Genomic DNA, 19,993 nt, shown 5'->3' with positions numbered 1-19,993 from the left:
TCCGCCATGTACGAGCTGTCCCGGGTCCGCCTCTACTCCATCGGCCCCGCAGGCGCGCGCTACGCCGACACCGTGCTCGACCTGCGCGGAGTGGGCGCCCCCGTGCCCCACCCCGCGCCCACCCAGGCGGAGTTCTTCGAGGAGGACCCGGTCGGCCCGCCGCGCCGCCCCGCCCCCGCGGGCGTCCTCTTCCTGGAGAACGGCGGCGGCAAGTCCGTCCTGCTCAAGCTGATCTTCTCGGTGATGCTGCCCGGACACCGCAACACCCTCGGCGGCGCCAGCTCCGGCGTGCTGCGCAAGTTCCTGCTCGCCGACGACTGCGGCCATGTCGCCCTGGAGTGGCAGCACACCCTCACCGGGGAACTCGTCGTCGTCGGCAAGGCCAGCGAGTGGCGCGGCCGGCAGGTCTCCAACGACCCGCGGAAGTTCGCCGAGGGCTGGTACTCCTTCCGGCCGGGCCCCGGACTCAGCCTCGACTCGCTGCCGGTCGCCGAGTCCACCACGGTCCGCCCGCCCGTCGAGGGCGTCTCCGGCGCGCGCGGCAGGCGCCGCACGATGAAGGGGTTCCGGGACGCCATCACCGAGGCGGGCAAGTTCTATCCGCATCTCGACATCCACTGGGAGGAGATCCACGACCGCTGGAACGAACACCTCGGCGATCTGGGCCTCGACCCCGAACTCTTCCGCTACCAGCGCGAGATGAACGCCGACGAGGGCGAGGCCGCCGGTCTCTTCGCCGTCAAGAAGGACTCCGACTTCACCGACCTCCTGCTGCGCGCCGTCACCGACACCCGGGACACCGACGGCCTGGCCGACCTGGTCGGAGGCTTCGGCAACAAGCTGGGCCGCCGCGCCGAACTCACCGCGGAGCGCGACTTCACCGCGGGTTCCGTCGATCTCCTCGGCCGGATCATGGAGGCGACCGAGACCCGCTCCCGCGCCCGCGACGTCCACGCGGGCGCCGAGCGCCGCGCCCGTACGCTCGTCACGCGGCTCACCGCGCGCGCCGGTGAGGAGCGCGGCCGGGCCGCCGACCTCGCCCAGCAGGTCACCGCCGCCGCCCACACCGTGACCGAGGCCGAGCGGGCGCGCGGCCGCAGCGCGCTGATCGCCGCCGAACTCGCCTACCGGCACGCCTCCCTGGCCCTCACCGTCGCCGAGAAGCGCGCCGCCGCCCAGCGCCGTGAGCTGACCGACGCCCGAACGCTCCACTCCGCCTGGCAGGCCGCCGAGAACGTGCTGCGCCACCGCGCGGCCGGCGACCGCTCCGCGCGCGTGGCCGTCGCGATCCGGGAGGCCGAGCGGGACGCCGCGCCCGCGCTGGCCGCCCGCGCCACCGCCGCCGCGGATCTCGTCCGGGCGCTGCACGCCGCGGCCGAGGAGGGCGAGCGCCTCGCGAACGAGGAGGAGGAGCGCTCCGCGACCCTCCAGGAGACCGGCGAGGCCGCCCACCGCGACGCGACCTCCGCCGCCACCGACGCGCAGCGCGCCCGCAGCGAGGCCGGTCATCTGCGCCAGCGTCTCGCCGAGGTCGAGCAGGAGACCGCCGAGGCGGTACGGGCCGGCTGGCTCGACGACACCGCGCCCGACGCCGATCCGGCCCGCGCCGCGCTCGCCGCCAGTGACGCCGAGAAGACCGCCGTCGCCCTGTGGGACGCGGCCCGCGACTCCGCGCGTACGGCGGCGGACCGGGCCAGGGAGGCGGCGTCCGCCGAATCCCGTGCCGAACTGGCCGCCGCCCGCGCCGCCGACGCCACGCGGGCCGCGGAACAGTCCTACGAGGCCGAGCGCCGCGCCGCCGAGTCGATCGCCGGGGACGAACGCCTCGCCGAACTGCTCAGCCTGTCCGTGACCGCCGCCGCCCCGACCGCCGCGCGGAACGCGGTCCCGGGGCAGCGCACCGGCACGGCCCCGGACCCGGGCCACCACGGGAACGACGGAAAACCGCACGACGCGGACCCGGACAACGAGCATCCGCACGGCGCACCGGACGGCCCCGGCACCCGCCGGAGGCAGTCGTCCCCGCGGCCCGCCGAAGGCCCCCTGAGCCCCGAGGAGCTGGACCGGTACGCCGACGAGCTGCGCGAACTGCTCGACCAGGGCATCACCTCCGCCGAGCGGAGCCTCTTCGACCTGCGGACCGCCGCCGCCGACGACGCGCGGATCCTCGGCGCCCTCGGCGACGGGGGGCTGCTGCCCCCGGGCCCCGACGTGCTCGCCACCGTCGAATTCCTCGGCGAGCACGGCATCCCGGCCCTGCCCGGCTGGCGCTACCTCGCCCAGGCCGTCGACCCCGCCGACCACGCCGCCGTGCTGGCCGCCAGGCCCGAGCTGGTCGACGGCGTCGTGATCACCGACCCCGACTCGCACGCCCGCGCCCGGGAAGCCCTCGCCGGCGCCGCGCTGCTGCCGCGCTCCACGGTCGCCGTCGGCACCGCCGCCGCGCTGCTGGCCCCGGTGCCCGCGCCCGGCGCCGACGCCGACAACGGGGTGAACGGCGTCTTCCTCGTACCGCCGAACCCGGCCATGCACGACGAACACGCCGCCGACGAGGAGCGGCAGACGCTGCGCGCCCGCGCCGCCGCCCGCGACGAGGAGATCCGTACCCTCGCCGCCCGGCTGACCGGGGACCGCTCGCTCGCCGCCCGGCTCGGCTCCTGGCGCGCCGACTGCCCGCCCGGCATGCTCACCGAGCTGTCCGCCGCCGTGGCCACGGCCCGGGAGAGCGCGGAGACGGCCGCGGCCACGCTCGCCGAGGCGCGTACGGTACGGGCCGAGGCGGACGAGACCGCCGCCGACACCGCCCGGGTGCGCGACGAGCGCCAGGAGACCGCCCAGCGCGCCCGCCGGGCCGCCGATGTGCTCTCCGGCCTCGCGTTCCGGCTCCGCGAACGCTCCGGCTGGCAGGCCAAGCTGCGGGAACTGACCGACGACGCCGCCGCGTACGAGGCACGCGCCGCGGTCTGTCTGGAGCGGGCCCGCGCGGCGGACGAGGACCGCAGAGCCGCCCAGCGCGCCGGCGACGACGCCCGCCGTACCGCACGCGCCCTGCGCGCCGAGCGTGCCGAGATCGCCGGTGCCCCCGAGACGATCCCGGAGGCGGCGCCGGACGCGCCGCGCGCCGCGCTGCCCGCGCTGCGCGAGGCGTACCGGGCGGCCTCCCAGTTGTACGAGAAGGTGGGCGTCGGCGCCGATCTGCGCGCCGAGCAGGCCCGCGCGGAGAGCGACGAGAGCGCCGCGCTCGCCGAACTGGACCGGCTCACCAACAAGGTCCGCACCCGCGCCGCCCAGCTCCTCGAATCCACCGACGGGGCCGACGGCCCCTCCCGGCAGGCCGCCGCCGCCCGCGCCGAGTCCCTGGTCCAGATGCTGGAGTCACGCGCCTCGGCCGCCAGTGAGCAACTGGGCCGGTTCCGCGGCGAGGCCGAACGCCTCGCCCCCGAAGACGGCGACACCCACACCGAACTCCCCGAGGACCAGGTTCCCGCCGACGCCGAGCAGGCCCAGGCCCTGCTCCGTACGGCCACCACCGAACTGGCCGTACGGTCCGACGCGCTGGAGACCGCGCGGGCCGCGCACGGCGAGCTGCTGTACGCGCACCGCGCCGCGGAGGAGGCGGCCGGCGGCTTCGACGAGACCGCGGCCCTCCTGCGCGACCTGCTGCGCGGAACCGTCACCGAGGAGAGCGACGCAGAGGAGGCACCGCGCCCGCCGGAGCCGTACCCGGGCACGCTGGAGGAGGCCCGCCACTCGACGTCGGAGGCCCGCCGCTCGCTGCGCGCCTGCGCGGCCGAACTCTCCGCGGCGGAGGCGGGTGTACGGGAGGCATGCGACGTGCTCGTACGCCACGCCAACTCCACCCGGTACGAGCAGGTACGCACCCCCGCCAGGCAGCAGATCCGCGAGCTGCCCGCGTCCGCCCTGCCCGAGCACGCAGGGGCGTGGGCGCAGGCGTTCGCGCCCCGGCTGCGGGTACTGACCGACGAGCTGGCGCAGTTGGAGCGCAACCGCGACTCCATCGTCGACCGGCTGCGCGGGCTGGTGGAGTCCGCGCTGACGACGCTCCGTTCCGCCCAGCGGCTCTCGCGGCTGCCCGAGGGGCTGGGGGAGTGGTCGGGGCAGGAGTTCCTGCGGATCCGCTTCGAGGAGCCGGACCGCGCGACACTCACCGAAAGGCTGGGCGAGGTCATCGACGAGGCGACCCGCGCCGCCCTCAAGAAGAACTCCGACCTGCGCAGGGACGGCATGACCCTGCTGCTGCGCGGGGTGCAGGCGGCGCTCGAACCCAGGGGCATCGCCGTCGAGATCCTCAAGCCCGACGCCGTGCTGCGCGCCGAGCGCGTCCCCGTCGGACAGATGGGCGACGTCTTCTCCGGCGGTCAGCTCCTGACCGCCGCCATCGCCCTGTACTGCACGATGGCCGCGCTGCGCAGCAACGACCGGGGGCGTGACAAGCACCGGCACGCGGGCACGCTCTTCCTCGACAACCCGATCGGCCGCGCCAACGCCACGTATCTGCTGGAACTCCAGCGCGCGGTCTCGGACGCGCTGGGCGTACAGCTCCTGTACACCACCGGCCTCTTCGACACGACGGCGCTCGCCGAGTTCCCGCTGGTCATCAGGTTGCGCAATGACGCGGATCTGCGCGCGGGGCTGAAGTACATCAGCGTGGAGGAGCATCTGCGGCCCGGGCTGCCGCAGCGGGACCCGGACGGCGAGCCCGTGCACGGCGAGATCACCGCGACCCGTATGTTCAAGCGGACCCCGGACCCCGCCTCCGCTCCGGCTTCCGTCACCGCGCCCGGCTCCACCGCCACGCCCGGCTCCGCCCCGGTCCCGGCCCCGGCGGGCAGTCAGGACCCGGCGCCGGACGCCGTGACGGAGCCGTAACGGCCCCTGGAACCCGTACGACAACACCGCACGGCGCGCCGCCACGGCCCACAGCGCGCCGCCACGGACCCGCGCCCGTGCCGGCGCCACGCGCGGACCCCGTTCAGGCCGCCTTGAGCCCGCCCGGTGTCTGCTCCTCGCTCCTGGCGCTCGCGCCTGTCGGCGGTATCCGTACCCCGTCGCCGCGGGCCGCGCTCCTGGCCGCCCGGCGCGCCCTGCGCCGCTCACGGCGCAACTGCCGCGCCGTACTGCTGGGCGCGGAGACCACTCCGTACCGCTGGTTCCACACCTGGCGCGTCACCCAGACGTCCAGCACGCCCCAGGTCGCCACCACCGTCGAGGCCACACTGCTCAGCACCATCGGGAAGGCCAGCCAGGACCCCGCGAGCGTGCTGAGAAACGCGGTCATGGCCTGAATCAGTGTCACGGCGGTGATGATGACCGCCCGGACCGCGGCCGTCCTGACCGGATCCGGGAGGCGGTAGGACCGCGCGGGCTCCTCGACCCACAAACCGCGCGAGACCCGCTCGAACCCGCCCGCCGACACCGCACCCCGCCGCGCATCCGTCTGCATGGACCGTCACTCCCCAACCCGCTCCCCAACCCGCTGTCCGTATCAAGGGTGACTGCCCGGCTCGTCATGCTTCACGCCGTCCCGGGACCGAACCGGCCCCGAAACGTGATGCGCTCGCCGCTCGCCGTGCTCTCCGCTTCCCCTTGATCCCCGTACATAAGGACGAATGTCCGCCCACAAAGATTCCCGGCCGGATCGCCAAGCGAATGATTTCGGCCATCTGTCCTGACCGGTACCTGTCTTCCCCCGTGACACGCCTCCAGCGGAGGCGGAAGTCATCTCGCCGAATACCAGGACAACTCATGATCAAGGAGTCAGGAGGCGGCTGAAAAACATACGGACGCGTCTTCGAGTTGCCGGTGTGACAGTAGTAGGCTCGCGCCGTTTGCTGACGAAGTATCTCCCGCAACAGGCGGGGATCGACCAGGGGGAGGCCATGCGCTTTCGCGGGAAATCCATCCGCCGGAAGATCGTGGCGCTGCTGCTCGTGCCGCTCATCGGGCTCACCGTTCTCTGGGGGCTCGCGACCACGCTCGCCGGTACTCCGGCCAAGCAGCTCATCGATGTCAGCTACGCGATCAAGGAAATCGGCCACCCGGTGGAGGACGGCATCCGGGTCCTCCAGAGCGAGCGCCGCCAGACGCTGATCTTCCTGGCGGACCCCGAGGCCGCCGATTCACTGACCGAGCTGCGCAGCCGCCGAAGCGACACGGACCGGGCCCTGACCAAGGTCAGGCGTAACTCCGAGTCCGGCGTACGCGACCGGATGGACACCATCACCTCCGAGCGGCTCGGCCGGCTCCTCGACGACCTGGACGGCCTCGACCTGATGCGCCGCTCCGTCGAGGAGAGCACCGTCACCCGTGAGGGTGCCCTCGACTTCTACAACAAGCTCATCGACCCCGGCCACAACGTCCTCGCGTCGCTCTACAGCACCGAGGACATGGACGGCGACAACTGGGGCCGGGCCCTGATCGGCCTGGACCGCGCCAAGGAGATGCTCTCCCGCGAGGACGCGCTCGTCGCCTCCGCGCTGGTCGGCCGCACGATGACCGCCGAGGACCTGCGCCGCACCTCCGACCTGGTCGCCAACCGCGTGCTGCTCTACGAGTCCAACCTGGCCGACCTGCCGCTCTCCGACCGCTCGACGCTGGAGCAGTACTGGCGGACCCCCGCCACCCTGGAACTGCGCGAGACCGAGGACCGCCTCATCGCCGCCGGGCCGGCCAAGAACCCGAAGTCGGTCAGCGCCAAGAGCTGGCAGCGGATGACCGCCTCCGTCCTCAGCGACCTCACCGACGAGAGCGCGGAGGCCGCTTCCCTCTACCGGGACCACATCGACCCCGTCCGCCAGGACATCTTCGTCAGGACCGGACTCGCCGCGGCACTGGGCCTACTCACCCTCCTCATCTCCATCTTCGTCTCCACCCGCGTCGGCCGTGACCTGATCCGCGACCTCTCCCGGCTCCGCAAGGAGGCCCACGAGGTCTCCGGCGTACGCCTGCCGAGCGTCATGCGCAGGCTCGCCGCGGGCGACCCCGTCGACGTGGAGACCGAGGCGCCCCGCCTCGAATACGACAGGGACGAGGTCGGCCAGGTCGGCCAGGCCCTCAACACCCTTCAGCGCGCCGCCGTCGAGGCCGCCGTCAAACAGGCCGACCTGCGGCGCGGCGTCTCCGAGGTGTTCGTCAACCTCGCCCGGCGCAACCAGGTCCTGCTCCACCGTCAGCTCACCCTCCTGGACACCATGGAGCGCCGTACGGAGGACACCGAGGAACTGGCCGACCTCTTCCGCCTCGACCACCTCACCACCCGTATGCGCCGGCACGCCGAGGGCCTGGTGATCCTCTCCGGCGCCGCCCCCTCCCGCCAGTGGCGCAAACCCGTCCAGCTCATGGACGTCGTGCGCGCCGCCGTCGCGGAGGTCGAGGACTACGAGCGCATCGAGGTCCGCAGGCTCCCGCGGATCGGTGTCGGCGGCCCGGCCGTGGCCGACCTCACCCACCTCATCGCGGAACTCCTGGAGAACGCCACGGTGTTCTCGCCCCCGCACACCGCGGTGCAGGTGCACGGCGAGCGGGTCGCCAACGGCTTCACCCTGGAGATCCACGACCGCGGTCTGGGCATGGCCCCCGAGGTGCTGCTCGACGCGAACCTCCGGCTCGCGGAGACCCCCGAGTTCGAACTGTCGGACACCGACCGGCTCGGGCTGTTCGTCGTCAGCCGGCTCGCCCAGCGGCAGAACGTACGGGTCTCCCTCCAGCCCTCCCCGTACGGCGGTACGACGGCGATCGTCTTCCTGCCCGTCGCGCTGCTCACCGACGCCCCCGAGACCGAGGGCACCGGCTTCCGGCTCGACCGCAAGAACGCCCTGGAGCGGGGGCGCGGCCGTACGGACTCCGGCGGTGGACGGCTCACCGCACTGGCGCAGGTCCCCACCGGACTGGGCAGCGGCCCGTCCGTGCTCGACGGTCCGGTCGAACTCGAAGCACCCGTCGGTGCGTTGGGTGCCGACAGCGGGCCGGTACTCGGCGGAGGTGACGGCATCGGCGATCTCGATGACACGGAGAGCGAGCGTGGCGGACTGTTCCGCGCGCGTGAGCACCTTCGCGATTCCCCCCAGGGCACCCACGACACCGAGGGGCGTCGCGACACCCGCGACACCCGCGACAACTACGAAGCACGGGACGCCCGGGACGGCCGGGGTGACCTGTACGACGTACGGGACGCCCGGATGAGCCGTGACGAACTGCGCGAGCTGCGGGACGAGAACCGGCGCGACGACACCCGCGACTTCCGCGAGCGCCGCGACGGCCGGGTCACCCCGTCCCCGCGCGGCCGGCACGCCCGCTACGACCAGGCTCCCGGCACCGGACCCGACGCCGGCTCCGCCGACGAGCCGGCCCTGCCCCGCCGCAAGCCCCCGACCCTGGTCGCGGACCGCGGCCGGCGCGTGGACGAGCCGGAGCGCGGCCAGTCGGCGCAGGACCGGCCGGCACCCGGCGGAGCGAGCGGACGCGCACGTTCGGGCGTACCGTCGCAGACCTCCCGCCGCACACCGGCCGGAACATCGTCGGACGAGGCCCCGCCCATGATCGACGGACTGCCTCGCCGGGTCCGGCAGGCCAGCCTGGCCCCCCAGTTGAGGGATGTCGCACAGGACACGAACTCCGGCCCGGGGCCCGCAGCGGGCCGGCCCGCCGATCAGGAGCGGGACGCGGACGAGGTCCGCAGCCGTATGGCGTCGCTTCAACGCGGCTGGCAGCGCGGTCGTCGGCAGAACGACGCCGACGACACCAGCGGCCGGGCCGAGACACAAGGAACCACATCGGAGGGGGACGGTCGATGACCGCACCGAATGTCGCAGCACGCTCCACCGACCCCAATGGCGCGGGAGAGCTCAACTGGCTGCTCGACGAGTTGGTCGAGCGGGTCGCCAGCATCCGTAAAGCGGTGGTCCTCTCCGGGGACGGCCTCGCCACCGGCACGTCGAAGGACCTGACGCGCGAGGACGGTGAGCATCTCGCGGCCGTCGCCTCCGGATTCCACAGCCTCGCCAAGGGCGTGGGCCGGCACTTCGAGGCGGGCAGGGTCCGCCAGACCGTGGTCGAGCTGGACGACGCCTTCCTCTTCGTCACCGCGGCGGGCGACGGCAGTTGTCTGGCCGTCCTGTCCGACGCGGACTCGGACGTCGGCCAGGTCGCCTACGAGATGACCCTCATGGTCAAGCGGGTCGGGGTCCACCTGGGCACGGCCCCACGGACCGGCCTGCCCGCCGGAGGGTGAGTGGGCTGAGATGAGTGACTCAGGTCAGGATCCGCAGCACTGGTTCGACGGCGAAGCCGGACCGGTGGTGCGCCCGTACGCGATGACGCGTGGCCGCACCAGCAGCGCGACGCGCCACCAACTCGACCTGATCGCGCTCGTCGTATGCGAACCCGAGGCCGGTGACCCCGGCCGGGACCAGACGCTCTCCCCCGAACACGTGGAGATCGTGGATCGCTGCTACACGAGCCCCCAGTCGATCGCCGAGCTCTCGGCGGGCCTCGACCTCCCCGTAGGGGTGGTCAGGGTGCTCGTCGGAGATCTCGTCGAGGACGAAATCGTGCGTGTAACCCGTCCCGTTCCGCCGGCCGAGCTGCCGGACGTGAGCATTCTCCGCGAGGTGATCAATGGTCTTCGGGCGCTCTAGCCGCAGGCAGCGTCCGGTCGATCCGGTGGCGCTGAAGATCCTGGTCGCGGGCGGCTTCGGGGTGGGCAAGACCACCCTCGTCGGTGCCGTGAGCGAGATCAGGCCGCTCCGTACCGAAGAGGTGCTGAGCGAGGCCGGCCGGCCCGTCGACGACGTCGACGGCGTCGAGTCCAAGACGACCACCACGGTCGCCATGGACTTCGGCCGGATCACCCTCCGCGAGGACCTGGTGCTGTACGTCTTCGGCACCCCCGGGCAGGACCGCTTCTGGTTCCTCTGGGACGAACTGGCCCAGGGCGCCCTGGGCGCCGTCGTGCTGGCCGACACCCGGCGGCTCGCGGACTCCTTCGCCGCCGTCGACTACTTCGAACGGCGCGGCATCCCGTTCACGGTCGCCGTCAACTGCTTCGAGGGGGCCGACCGCTTCCCCGGCGAGACCGTACGCTCGGCGCTCGACCTCGACCCCGAGGTCCCGCTGGTGATGTGCGACGCGCGCGAACGCGAGTCCGTCAAGGAGGTGCTGGTCTCCGTGGTCGAACACGCCATGACCCGCGCGGCCCTGCAGCGCGAGCACGCGCCCACCTCCTGACCGCCCGGCGGTCGGGAACGAGAACCGGGAGCGGCCGGCCGGCGTCCCCCACCAGGGGGACGGCCGGAGCCCACGGGGGTGGCCCCGGCCGTCCCGCTCCGTTCCGCGGACTCAGCGGCCGGTCACCGAGCACCACGCCACCGGGAAGTCGAAGTAGCGGTCCGGGAACGTCTCCGGTTTGTGGGTGAAGTGCCACCACTCCTCGGGCAGGTTGGTGAACCCCACCTCGGCCAGGGCCGACCTCAGCAGCAGCCGGTTAGCCCGCTGCTCGCCCCGGACACGCGGATCGTCGGTGTGCGAGAGCGTGTCGAAACAGTCGAAGCCGGTTCCCATGTCGATGGAGTTGTCCGGAAACCGCTCCTCCTTCGGGCCGTGGCACGGAGCGAGCCGCTCACCCGGTACGTACGGACGCGTCGGCAGCGCCGGCAGTCTCACCAGCGTCAGATCCACCGTGGAGCCCCGGCTGTGCCCGGACTTCTCCGCGATGTAACCGTCCTCGAACAGCCGTGACTTGTCGACCCGCGGATAGAACTCCGCCTTCATACGCTGGTCCTGGAGGTCCTTCGCCCAGCGCACGAAGTGGTCGACGGCCCGCTGCGGCCGGTAGCAGTCGTACACCTTCAGTGAGTAGCCCTGCCGCAGCAGCCTCGACTGCGCGGTACGCAGCGCCCGGGCCGTGGACCGGGTGACGAGGCACACCGGCTCCCGGTAGCCGTCCACCGGCTCGCCCAGGAAGGTGTGCCGGGTCGGATAGCGCATCTCCTGGATGATCGTCGGCGCGACCGTCCGCAAGGCGACGAACTCCGGGGGAGCCGCCGGCCCGGAGACGGCCGACGCGGGCGACGCCCCGGCGGCCGGGGCCGTGGCGGTGACCGTGAGCAGCGCGGCGGCCCCCGCGACGGTGACGGCGAGGGCACGGCGGAACGCGAGTCCTGTCATGAACATATGGATGTATCAGCTTCACGGGCACGGGGAAAGAGCGATCGCATACGGTCCGGCCCTCTCCGGTACGGTCCGCGCGTGTCCGGGCCCCCGAAGAAGACCGGCGCCCACGCGTACTGCGGCGCCCCGTACCCCGCGGCGGCCGGCCCCGTACCGGCCCGCCCGAGACCGGCATCGAGGCCGCCGGCCGGCATCTCCTGCGCGCCCCCGACGAACCGGCGTACCCGCTCCACACCGAGGCGGCGCGCGCCCCGGCCGCTGTGCCCCCGGGGCGCGCCGCTGACCGTGCGGCGGTACGGCCCCGCGCCGGCCCGCCCGGTCAGCGGCCCCGGCCCCTGACCCGTACCGGCCACCGCGGCAACACCGCGCCCCCGTCCGTCACCCGCTCGACCCGCACCGCGCCGTCCACCAGCCGCGACGTGTACCGCTCCACCTCCGGCACGGGATCCGCCGCGGACCCCACCTCCACGCCACCGACGCCACCGTCCACGGCGTCCACCGGCTTCCGCCCGGCCTCCTGCGGATCCAGCACCACCAGCCCGCCGCCCGCGCGCCCCGCCACCGGAGCCCACACCTCCAGCTCCATCCCACCGTCGGCGCCCCGCACCGGAATCACCGCACCCGCCCGGGCCAGTACCGGGATACGGGACGGCGGCGCGTCCAGCAGCACCTGGCCGGGCCCCTCGTACACCTCCTCCGTCGCCGTGTCGTACCACCGCCCCCGCGGCAGCCGCACCGCCCGCCGGTCCGCGCCCCGCGTCAGCACCGGCGCCACCAGCAGCGAGTCACCCAGCAAAAACGCGTCCTCGCAGTCGCGCAGCGTCCGGTCCTCCGGCGCGCCCCACCACAACGGCCGGACATACGGAGCCCCCGTCACCCCGGCGAGCTGGGCCAGCGTCACGAAGTACGGCCGCAGCCGCTCCCGCTCGTCGAGCGCGGCCCGCGCGTGCTCCAGCACCCGCGGACCGAACTCCCACGGCTCCCTGCGCCCCGCGTCGATCGCCGCGTGCGTACGGAACAGCGGCAGATACGCGCCGAGCTGGAACCAGCGCAGATACAGCTCCGGCGACGGACTCCCGTCGAAACCGCCCACGTCAGGACCCGAGTACGGCACCCCGCACAGCCCGAGACCCAGCACCAGTGCCAGCGACGCGCGCAGCCCGGGCCACCCCGTCGACACATCACCGGACCAGGTCCCGCCGTACCGCTGCATCCCCGCCCACCCCGAGCGCGAGAAGAGGAACGGCCGCTCGCCGGGGCGCAGCCGCCGCAGCGCCTCGTACCCGGCCCGCGCCATCGTCAGCGCGTACACGTTGTGGCCCTCGCGGTGGTCCCCGCCCCGCCCCTCCAGCGCGTGCCGGGACGAACGCGGCAGCGTCGGATCACCGAACGGGGCGAAGGACACCGGCTCGTTCATGTCGTGCCACACCCCCGCGAACCCCTGCGCCAGCCGCTCCTCGTACAGCCCGCCCCACCAGTCACGTACCACCGGATCGGTGAAATCCGGATAGACGCACTCACCGGGCCAGACGACCCCCCGCACCGGGTGCCCCCGCGCGTCCCGTACGAACGCCCCGCCGGCCCCGGGGTCCCCCGCGCGCGCACCGAGCGCGCGCCCGCTGTCGTACACCGCGTTCCCCGGCTCCGCCTTCACCGCCGGATCGACGATCGAGACCAGCCGGACCCCCTCCGCGCGCAACTCCGCGGCGAGCCCCGGCAGATCGGGAAAACGCTCACGGTCGACGGTGAAGACCTGATGCGCGTCGTAGTGATCGATGTCGAGATGGACCGCCGACAGCGGCAGATCCCGCTCGCGGTACCCCGCCACGATCCGCCGCACCTCCCGCTCGCTGCCGAACCCCCACCGCGCGTGCTGCGGACCGAGCGCCCAGGACGGCGGCGCCACCGGCGCCCCGCTCAGCGCCGTCCAGCCGTGCAGCACCCGTGCGGGAGTACCGGTCACCACCCAGCAGCGCAGCGGCCCGCCCTCCATCCGCAGCTCACTGGTGCCCGGCCGGTCGTGCCCGGAACCCGCGCCCTCCTCGCCCTCCCGGAGCGTGACCCGGCCGTCCCAGGAGTTGTCGTGGAAGGCGAGATGCGTCCCCGCGTCGGCCACCACGAGCTGCACCGGCATCGTCACGTACAGCGGATCGTCCCCGGGCCCGAAGCCGCCGCCCGGGTCCGTGTTCCACAAGCGGTACGTGCCATTCCGAAGCCGCGGCCCCGACGCCCGGCCGCCCAGACCGAAGAACCGGCCGTCCGCCGCCACCTCCGTCCGCTGCACCCAGCGCGCACCGCCCCCCGCCACCGGCTCCCACCAGCGCGGCGGCAGCTCCCGGCGGAGCGCCACACCCCCCGGCGTACGGATCTCCACACCCCCGTGGCGCGACACCGCCACCGTCACCCACTGCGACACCACCCGCCAGCCGCCGTCCGTGTCCGGTTCGAGCCCGGCCCGCGGATCCGGCTCCGGCGGAGCACCGGCCAGCCCGTACGACGGCAGCGGACCCGCCCCGTCCCACCCCCAGAAGACCGCACCGCCCACCATGACGCACACCCGCAGCTCCGCCCGCGCGAACCGGACGATCCCCCCGCCCGGCAACGCCTCCGTCCCCGTGACCGCACCCGGTACCCGGGCCCGCTCCGGACCGCGCGGCGCCAGCTCTCTGGCGTCCGCCCGCCGCCCACGCCACGCCGACCGTACGGAGCGCAGCCCCCGCACCGATCCCGCCACTCTCATCGAACGCACCAGTTCCCGACCGTCCATGCCGCTCAGCCTGCCATCCGCGCCGCCCCGGAGAGACACCGTTCAACTCCCGTTCACCCGTGGCCGCCCCGGCCCGACATCGACGACGGAACCTGGTGCCCGCGACGATCACATGGCATCGTCCGTACCACGTCACCGCGTGACCACTGCCGAGCCAGCCGGGAGCCGCCCCATGACCGCAGCCGCCAGCCCTGACGCCCCCCTGTGGCAGCCGGACCAGGACCGTATCGCCACGGCCGGGATCACCCGCTTCCAGAGCTGGGCGGCCGAGCGGTACGGCGCACCGGCCGACGGCGGCTACGCGGCGCTGCACCGCTGGTCGGTGGAGGAGCTGGAGAGCTTCTGGGCCGCCGTCGCCGACTGGTTCGACATCCGGTTCTCCACCCCGTACGAACGCGTCCTGGGCGACCGCTCCATGCCCGGCGCCCGGTGGTTCCCCGGCGCCACCCTCAACTACGCCGAACACGCCCTGCGCACGGCGGACGACCCGGCCCGCGCCCACCAACCGGCGCTCCTGTACGTCGACGAGACCCCCGAGCAGACCGCGGTGAGCTGGGCGGAGCTGCGCCGCCAGGTGACCGCGCTCGCGACACAACTGCGGGAACTGGGCGTACGCCCGGGAGACCGCGTCAGCGGCTACCTCCCCAACATCCCGCAGGCCGTCGCGGCGTTCCTCGCCACCGCGGCCGTCGGCGCGACCTGGACCTCCTGCGCCCCCGACTTCGGCGCCCGCGGCGTCCTGGACCGCTTCCAGCAGGTCGAACCTGTCGTGCTCTTCACCGTCGACGGCTACCGCTACGGCGGCAAGGAGCACGACCGTACGGCGACCGTCGCGGAACTCCGCCGCGAACTGCCCACCTTGCGAGCCGTGGTCCACATCCCGCTGCTGGGCACACCCGCGCCGGACGGGGCGCTCGACTGGGCGGACATCACGGCGCCGGACGCGTCGGCGTCGACCGCGGACGGATCCGACGCGTCCGGGGCCGGCGCGGACGGCTCCGGAGAGGCAGCGTCCGCCCTCGCGTACGAACAGGTCCCCTTCGACCACCCCCTGTGGGTCCTGTACTCCTCCGGCACCACCGGACTGCCCAAGGCGATCGTCCAGTCCCAGGGCGGCATCCTCCTCGAACACGTCAAGCAGCTCGGCCTCCACTGCGACCTGGGCCCCGAGGACCGCTTCTTCTGGTACACCTCCACCGGCTGGATGATGTGGAACTTCCTCGTCTCCGGACTGCTCACCGGCACCACGGTCGTGCTGTACGACGGGAGCCCCGGCTATCCGTCCGTCGACGCCCAGTGGGGCGTTGCCGAGCGGACCGGCGCCACCCTCTTCGGCACCTCGGCCGCGTACGTCATGGCCTGCCGCAAGGCCGGCGTGCACCCCGGCCGCGACCACGACCTCTCGCGCGTCGGCTGTGTCGCCACCACCGGATCGCCGCTGCCGCCCGACGGATTCCGCTGGCTCCACGACGAGGTCGCCGCCGACCTGTGGATCGCCTCCGTCAGCGGCGGCACCGACGTGTGCAGTTGCTTCGCCGGAGCCGTTCCCACCCTCCCTGTCCACGTCGGGGAGCTCCAGGCACCCTGCCTCGGCACCGACCTCCAGGCGTGGGACCCCCAGGGCCACCCGGTCATCGGCGAGGTCGGCGAACTCGTCGTCACCCGGCCCATGCCCTCCATGCCCGTCCGCTTCTGGAACGACCCCGACGGCAGCCGCTACCGCGACAGCTACTTCGAGATGTTCCCCGGCGTCTGGCGCCACGGCGACTGGATCACCCTCACCGACCGGGGAACCGTCATCATCCACGGCCGCTCCGACTCCACCCTCAACCGCCAGGGCGTCCGGATGGGCTCCGCCGACATCTACGAAGTCGTCGAACGCCTCCCCGAGATCAGGGAATCGCTGGTCATCGGCGTGGAGAAGCCGGACGGGGGCTACTGGATGCCGCTCTTCGTCCACCTCGCCGAGGGCGCCGAACTCGACGACGCGCTGCGCACCCGCGTCGCGCGGACGATCCGGGAACAGCTCTCGCCGCGCCATGTCCCGGACGAGATCATCGAGGTCCCCGGCATCCCGCACACCCTGACGGGCAAACGCATCGAGGTCCCCGTCAAACGCCTTCTCCAGGGAACGGCGCTGGACAAGGCCGTCAACGCCGGCTCCGTCGACAACCTCGAACTGCTCCGTTTCTACGAGAAACTCGCCCGCGAACGCCCCTGACCCCGGCGGCGGGACCCCGTTGTCAGACCCCCCGATTACTCTGAGTGAGCAATGATCGACCGTGCTCAGGGGGAATCATGACGCACACCGACCGCACACCCATCGACCACCCGCGCCCCGGCCGGGGCGACCGCACTCGCGCGGCCAGGCGGCGCGCGCTGCGCCGCGAAGTCCCCAGCATCGTCGGCCTGCTCGCCGACGAGCGGGACTTCACCGCGATGAAGAGCTACCGCAGCTTCACCTTCGACGACCATGCGGCCTATCTGCGCCAGCTCGACGGACTGCTCAGGGCGCTGGCCGACCAGGGGGTGCACACCACCGTCGCCCTCTTCGACCCGGAGGAGTTCGCCGCGTACTGCGCGGACACGGGGCTCGACCCGGACACCCCGGCCAGCCGCAGCCGCTTCACCGCCGCCATCCCGGCGAGCGGCGCCGCCGTGGCGTACGAGGGCCAGCCCATCGACACCCTCGTCCCCCAGCTCATCAACACCGCCGTCCGCAGGGCCACCTGGGAGTACGTGACGACGCTCCTCGCCGACCTCGGCGCGTGCGCCGACTGCGGACTGGACATCGGACGCGCGGCCTTCGACCGGGCCTCCCACATCCTGCTGCGGCTGCTGGACGGGGCCGGCCCCGGCACCCACCACCTCGTGTGCAGCGTCCCGGCGGGCGACGAACAGCTCCTGGCCGTCCTGCACGCGGAGCGCGACGAGGGCGCCACACCTCCCGGGCGTGCCACGGCACTCGACGGTGGCCTGTCGCTCGACGGCGACCTGCCCCTCGACGGCGCGCCGGCCCTGTTCGACACGTCCGAGGCCGCCGAGTTCGTCAGCGTGCTCGCGGCGGGCGTCGCCCTGGAGAGCGCCGGGGGAGTGGTGCTCCGTACGACGGCCCCCGGCACCCCGGACCGGCTGCACGGCTGGCGCCTGGCCGCCGGCGGCCTCGTCCCCCTCACCGAGGGCGAGGTCTTCAGCGCCTACTGCACCGACGCGGACACCGGGGAGCCGCTCTCACCCGAGCCGGGCGTGGAGTACCGCGCGGGCTTCGACCTGCGTCTGGACGACTCCGGCACCCATTACTGACCCCGACGGAAAAGGGGCTTGTCCGCCGTGCACGGCGGACAAGCCCCTCAGGACATCGGTGACCCGGTGGGCCGGACGTACCGGCCCGGGTCACCGATGTCATTCACCGGACAACACCGCCTGCGCGGCCTTCCGCGCCTCCTCGGCGGAGTCAGTCGCCCGAGCCGCTGCGGCGGCCCGCTCGCACTGCGCCAGCGTGTGCTGGGCCAGCGCCGACCGTACATAGGGAATCGAGGCCGCACCCATCGACAACGACGTCACACCGAGGCCGGTGAGCACACAGGCGAGCAGCGGATCGGCGGCGGCCTCGCCGCACACACCGCAGCTCTTGCCCTCCGCCTTCGCGCCCTCGGCCGACAGCGCCACCAGATCGAGCAGCGCGGGCTGCCACGGATCCTGGAGCCGCGAGACGGCGCCCACCTGACGGTCGGCGGCGAAGGTGTACTGGGCCAGGTCATTGGTCCCCAGCGAAAGGAACTCGACCTCCTGGAGGATCGACCGCGCCCGCAGCGCGGCCGACGGAATCTCCACCATCGCACCGAACTTCGCGTTCAGCCCCGCCTCGCGGCAGGCGTCCGCGAACGCCTTGGCGTCGGCGCGGTCGGCCACCATCGGCGCCATGACCTCCAGATACACCGGCAGTCCGGCCGCGGCCTTCGACAGCGCGGTGAGCTGGGTGCGCAGCACATCGGGGTGGTCCAGCAGACTCCGCAGCCCGCGCACGCCCAGCGCCGGGTTCGGTTCGTCGGCGGGGGTCAGGAAGTCCAGCGGCTTGTCCGCGCCGGCGTCCAGCACCCGTACGACCACCCGGCCCTCGGGGAACGCTTCGAGGACCTTGCGGTACGCCTCGATCTGCTTCTCCTCCGAAGGCGCCCGCTCACTGTCGTCCAGGAACAGGAACTCGGTACGGAACAGCCCGACGCCCTCCGCCCCCGCCTCGACCGCGGCCGGCACATCCCCGGGCCCGCCGACATTGGCGAGCAGGGGCACCTTGTGCCCGTCGGAGGTCGCGCCCGGCCCGGTGGACGCGGAGAGCGCGGCCTTGCGCGCGGCGGCGGCGGCCTCCAGCTCGGCGCGCTTCGCGTCCGTCGGCTCGACGAAGATCTCCCCCGTACTGCCGTCGACCGCGATCACGGTGCCCTCGGAGATCTCGCCCGCACCCGGCAGCGCGACCACGGCGGGAACCCCCAGCGCACGCGCCAGGATCGCGCTGTGACTCGTCGGCCCGCCCTCCTCGGTCACGAAGCCGAGCACCAGCGCCGGGTCGAGCAGCGCCGTGTCCGCCGGGGCGAGATCGCGCGCGATCAGTACATATGGTTCGTCGCTGTCCGGCACTCCGGGCATCGGGACCCCGAGCAGCCGGGCGACGATACGATTCCGCACGTCGTCCAGGTCCGCGACCCGCCCGGCGAGGTACTCACCGGCTCCCGCGAGCAGGGCCCGGTACGAGGCGAACGCGTCGTACACACCGCGCTCGGCCGTGGACCCGACGGCGATGCGCCGCTCCACGTCTGCCATCAGCTCGGGGTCCTGCGCCATCAGCGCCTGGGCCTCCAGCACGGCCTGGGCCTCGCCGCCGGCCAGGTTGCCCCGGGCGATCAGATCGGCTGCCACGGCCTCGACGGCCTGGTGAGCACGCCCCTGCTCGCGCTCGGCCTCCTCCACCGGGATCTGCTTGGCCGGCGGTTCGAGCACCGCGGTCCCCATGTGCCGGACCTCGCCGATCGCCACTCCGTGGCTGACCCCGACGCCTCGCAGAGTTGTCTCCATTTCACCCGTCTCCGGTTATGCGGCGACCAGCTCGCCGCGATGGATGTACGACGGACGCGCCGCGTCCGTTCCTGACATACCTCGCCGGCGTCACTGCCAGCCGAACAGCTCGTCGCCTGTCTTCACTTCGCCGTCCTCGCGGACGTCACCGAGCGCGTCGGGGGTGGCCTCCAGCGCCACGACGGGGCAGATCGGCGACTTGCCGGCCTGCTCGACCGCGGCCGGGTCCCAGCGCACGACACCCTGCCCGCGGCGAACGGTGTCGCCCTTGTTGACGAGCAGTTCGAAACCCTCACCGTTGAGCTGCACCGTGTCGATGCCGAGGTGGGTCAGTACCCCGTGCCCCTCGTCGTCCACGACGACGAAGGCGTGGGGATGAAGGGAGACGACAACCCCGTCCACCGGCGAGACGACCTCGCCGGGCGCCCGCTCCGGATCGATGGCGGTACCGGGGCCCACCATCGCTCCGGCGAACACCGGGTCGGGAACGGCGGGCAATCCGATGGCACGTCCGGGCAGTGGTGCCGTGACGGTGGTCATGGAGGAGCCTCCCAGGGGGCGGAGAAGAAGTCAGGGGCCGCCGTCACCGTCTGTGAGGGAACGACGCGCTGTTCAGAAGGGTAAGTCATAGGAAGTGACGGTTCCGCGTAAGAGCTGCGGGTTGGCAGGCCTCCGGCGCACCGGAAACGATTTGCCTGTCCCGACCGGCGGGATGTACTGTCGTACTCCTGCCTGACACCAACACGACATCAAGTCGGGGGTCGGCAGCATCTATCAAACCTTGATCGTCATCCGGACTCCGCTTTTGCATGCCTGCGGAACGGTGGTCAGGAAGTCGAAAAAGACCTGATAGAGTTTGAAACACGAAATGCCGAAGGGAAGCGCCCGGAGGAAAGCCCGTAGGGGTGAGTACGAAGGAAGCGTCCGTTCCTTGAGAACTCAACAGCGTGCCAAAAGTCAACGCCA

The 19,993-nt window shown here is 73.1% G+C and carries 12 protein-coding genes; 7 read left to right on the top strand and 5 right to left on the bottom strand.

Annotated features, from left to right (window positions below; genetic code table 11):
- Positions 1-6 precede the first annotated feature (6 nt).
- Entirely contained in the window at positions 7-4,890 is a 4,884-nt protein-coding gene (locus tag ACIQ7D_RS35505) for a hypothetical protein (RefSeq protein ID WP_403945038.1), read from the top strand.
- A 103-nt stretch (positions 4,891-4,993) separates the two neighbouring features.
- On the opposite strand, the gene ACIQ7D_RS35500 is transcribed toward ACIQ7D_RS35505, so the two are convergent.
- On the bottom strand, positions 4,994-5,464 hold the full coding sequence (locus ACIQ7D_RS35500) for a hypothetical protein (RefSeq protein WP_403945037.1): 471 nt from the start codon (positions 5,462-5,464) through the stop codon (positions 4,994-4,996).
- A 436-nt stretch (positions 5,465-5,900) separates the two neighbouring features.
- On the opposite strand from ACIQ7D_RS35500, the gene ACIQ7D_RS35495 reads away from it, so the two are divergent.
- The 4 genes from ACIQ7D_RS35495 to ACIQ7D_RS35480 are packed head-to-tail and all read left to right on the top strand — an operon-like array spanning position 5,901 to position 10,245.
- On the top strand, positions 5,901-8,813 hold the full coding sequence (locus tag ACIQ7D_RS35495; protein WP_403945078.1) for a nitrate- and nitrite sensing domain-containing protein: 2,913 nt from the start codon (positions 5,901-5,903) through the stop codon (positions 8,811-8,813).
- Positions 8,810-9,250 carry a roadblock/LC7 domain-containing protein gene (locus ACIQ7D_RS35490; protein WP_329828359.1) on the top strand — a complete coding sequence of 147 codons (441 nt, stop codon included), beginning with the start codon at positions 8,810-8,812 and terminating at the stop codon, positions 9,248-9,250. The genes ACIQ7D_RS35495 and ACIQ7D_RS35490 overlap by 4 nt, the downstream gene beginning before the upstream one ends.
- Before the next feature lie 10 nt (positions 9,251-9,260).
- The gene (locus tag ACIQ7D_RS35485) at positions 9,261-9,656 is read left to right on the top strand and encodes a DUF742 domain-containing protein (protein WP_329828358.1); all 396 of its coding nucleotides are present in this window, start codon (positions 9,261-9,263) and stop codon (positions 9,654-9,656) included.
- Positions 9,637-10,245: a GTP-binding protein gene (locus ACIQ7D_RS35480; protein ID WP_403945034.1), complete on the top strand. Its 609-nt coding sequence runs from the start codon at positions 9,637-9,639 to the stop codon at positions 10,243-10,245. Before ACIQ7D_RS35485 ends, ACIQ7D_RS35480 begins: the two co-directional genes overlap by 20 nt.
- 111 nt (positions 10,246-10,356) lie before the next feature.
- Here the strand turns inward: ACIQ7D_RS35480 and ACIQ7D_RS35475 are convergent, their stop codons facing one another.
- Together ACIQ7D_RS35475 and ACIQ7D_RS35470 are read right to left on the bottom strand one after the other, a co-directional pair.
- Positions 10,357-11,184, bottom strand: coding sequence for a M15 family metallopeptidase (locus ACIQ7D_RS35475; RefSeq protein ID WP_403945033.1), 828 nt, complete (start codon positions 11,182-11,184; stop codon positions 10,357-10,359).
- 322 nt (positions 11,185-11,506) lie between these two features.
- Positions 11,507-13,954, bottom strand: coding sequence for a TIM-barrel domain-containing protein (locus ACIQ7D_RS35470; RefSeq protein WP_403945029.1), 2,448 nt, complete (start codon positions 13,952-13,954; stop codon positions 11,507-11,509).
- A gap of 172 nt (positions 13,955-14,126) precedes the next feature.
- Here ACIQ7D_RS35470 and ACIQ7D_RS35465 point away from each other — a divergent pair, with 172 nt between their 5' ends.
- Positions 14,127-16,175: an acetoacetate--CoA ligase gene (locus ACIQ7D_RS35465; protein ID WP_403945026.1), complete on the top strand. Its 2,049-nt coding sequence runs from the start codon at positions 14,127-14,129 to the stop codon at positions 16,173-16,175.
- Positions 16,176-16,252: 77 nt separating this feature from the next.
- Complete coding sequence (locus ACIQ7D_RS35460) at positions 16,253-17,257, top strand: hypothetical protein (RefSeq protein ID WP_403945025.1); 1,005 nt, start codon at positions 16,253-16,255, stop codon at positions 17,255-17,257.
- Between the two features lie 99 nt (positions 17,258-17,356).
- Here the strand turns inward: ACIQ7D_RS35460 and ptsP are convergent, their stop codons facing one another.
- Together ptsP and ACIQ7D_RS35450 are read right to left on the bottom strand one after the other, a co-directional pair.
- The gene (gene ptsP / locus ACIQ7D_RS35455) at positions 17,357-19,027 is read right to left on the bottom strand and encodes a phosphoenolpyruvate--protein phosphotransferase (protein WP_403945022.1); all 1,671 of its coding nucleotides are present in this window, start codon (positions 19,025-19,027) and stop codon (positions 17,357-17,359) included.
- Positions 19,028-19,117: 90 nt separating this feature from the next.
- A complete protein-coding gene (locus ACIQ7D_RS35450; RefSeq protein ID WP_403945020.1) occupies positions 19,118-19,567 on the bottom strand; it encodes a PTS glucose transporter subunit IIA in 450 nt (149 codons plus the stop codon).
- Positions 19,568-19,993 lie beyond the last annotated feature (426 nt).

The sequence above is a fragment of the Streptomyces sp. NPDC096310 genome (assembly GCF_044763125.1).
In the GTDB taxonomy this organism is placed as follows: domain Bacteria; phylum Actinomycetota; class Actinomycetes; order Streptomycetales; family Streptomycetaceae; genus Streptomyces.
This window is presented reverse-complemented; position numbering and strand designations above follow the sequence as displayed.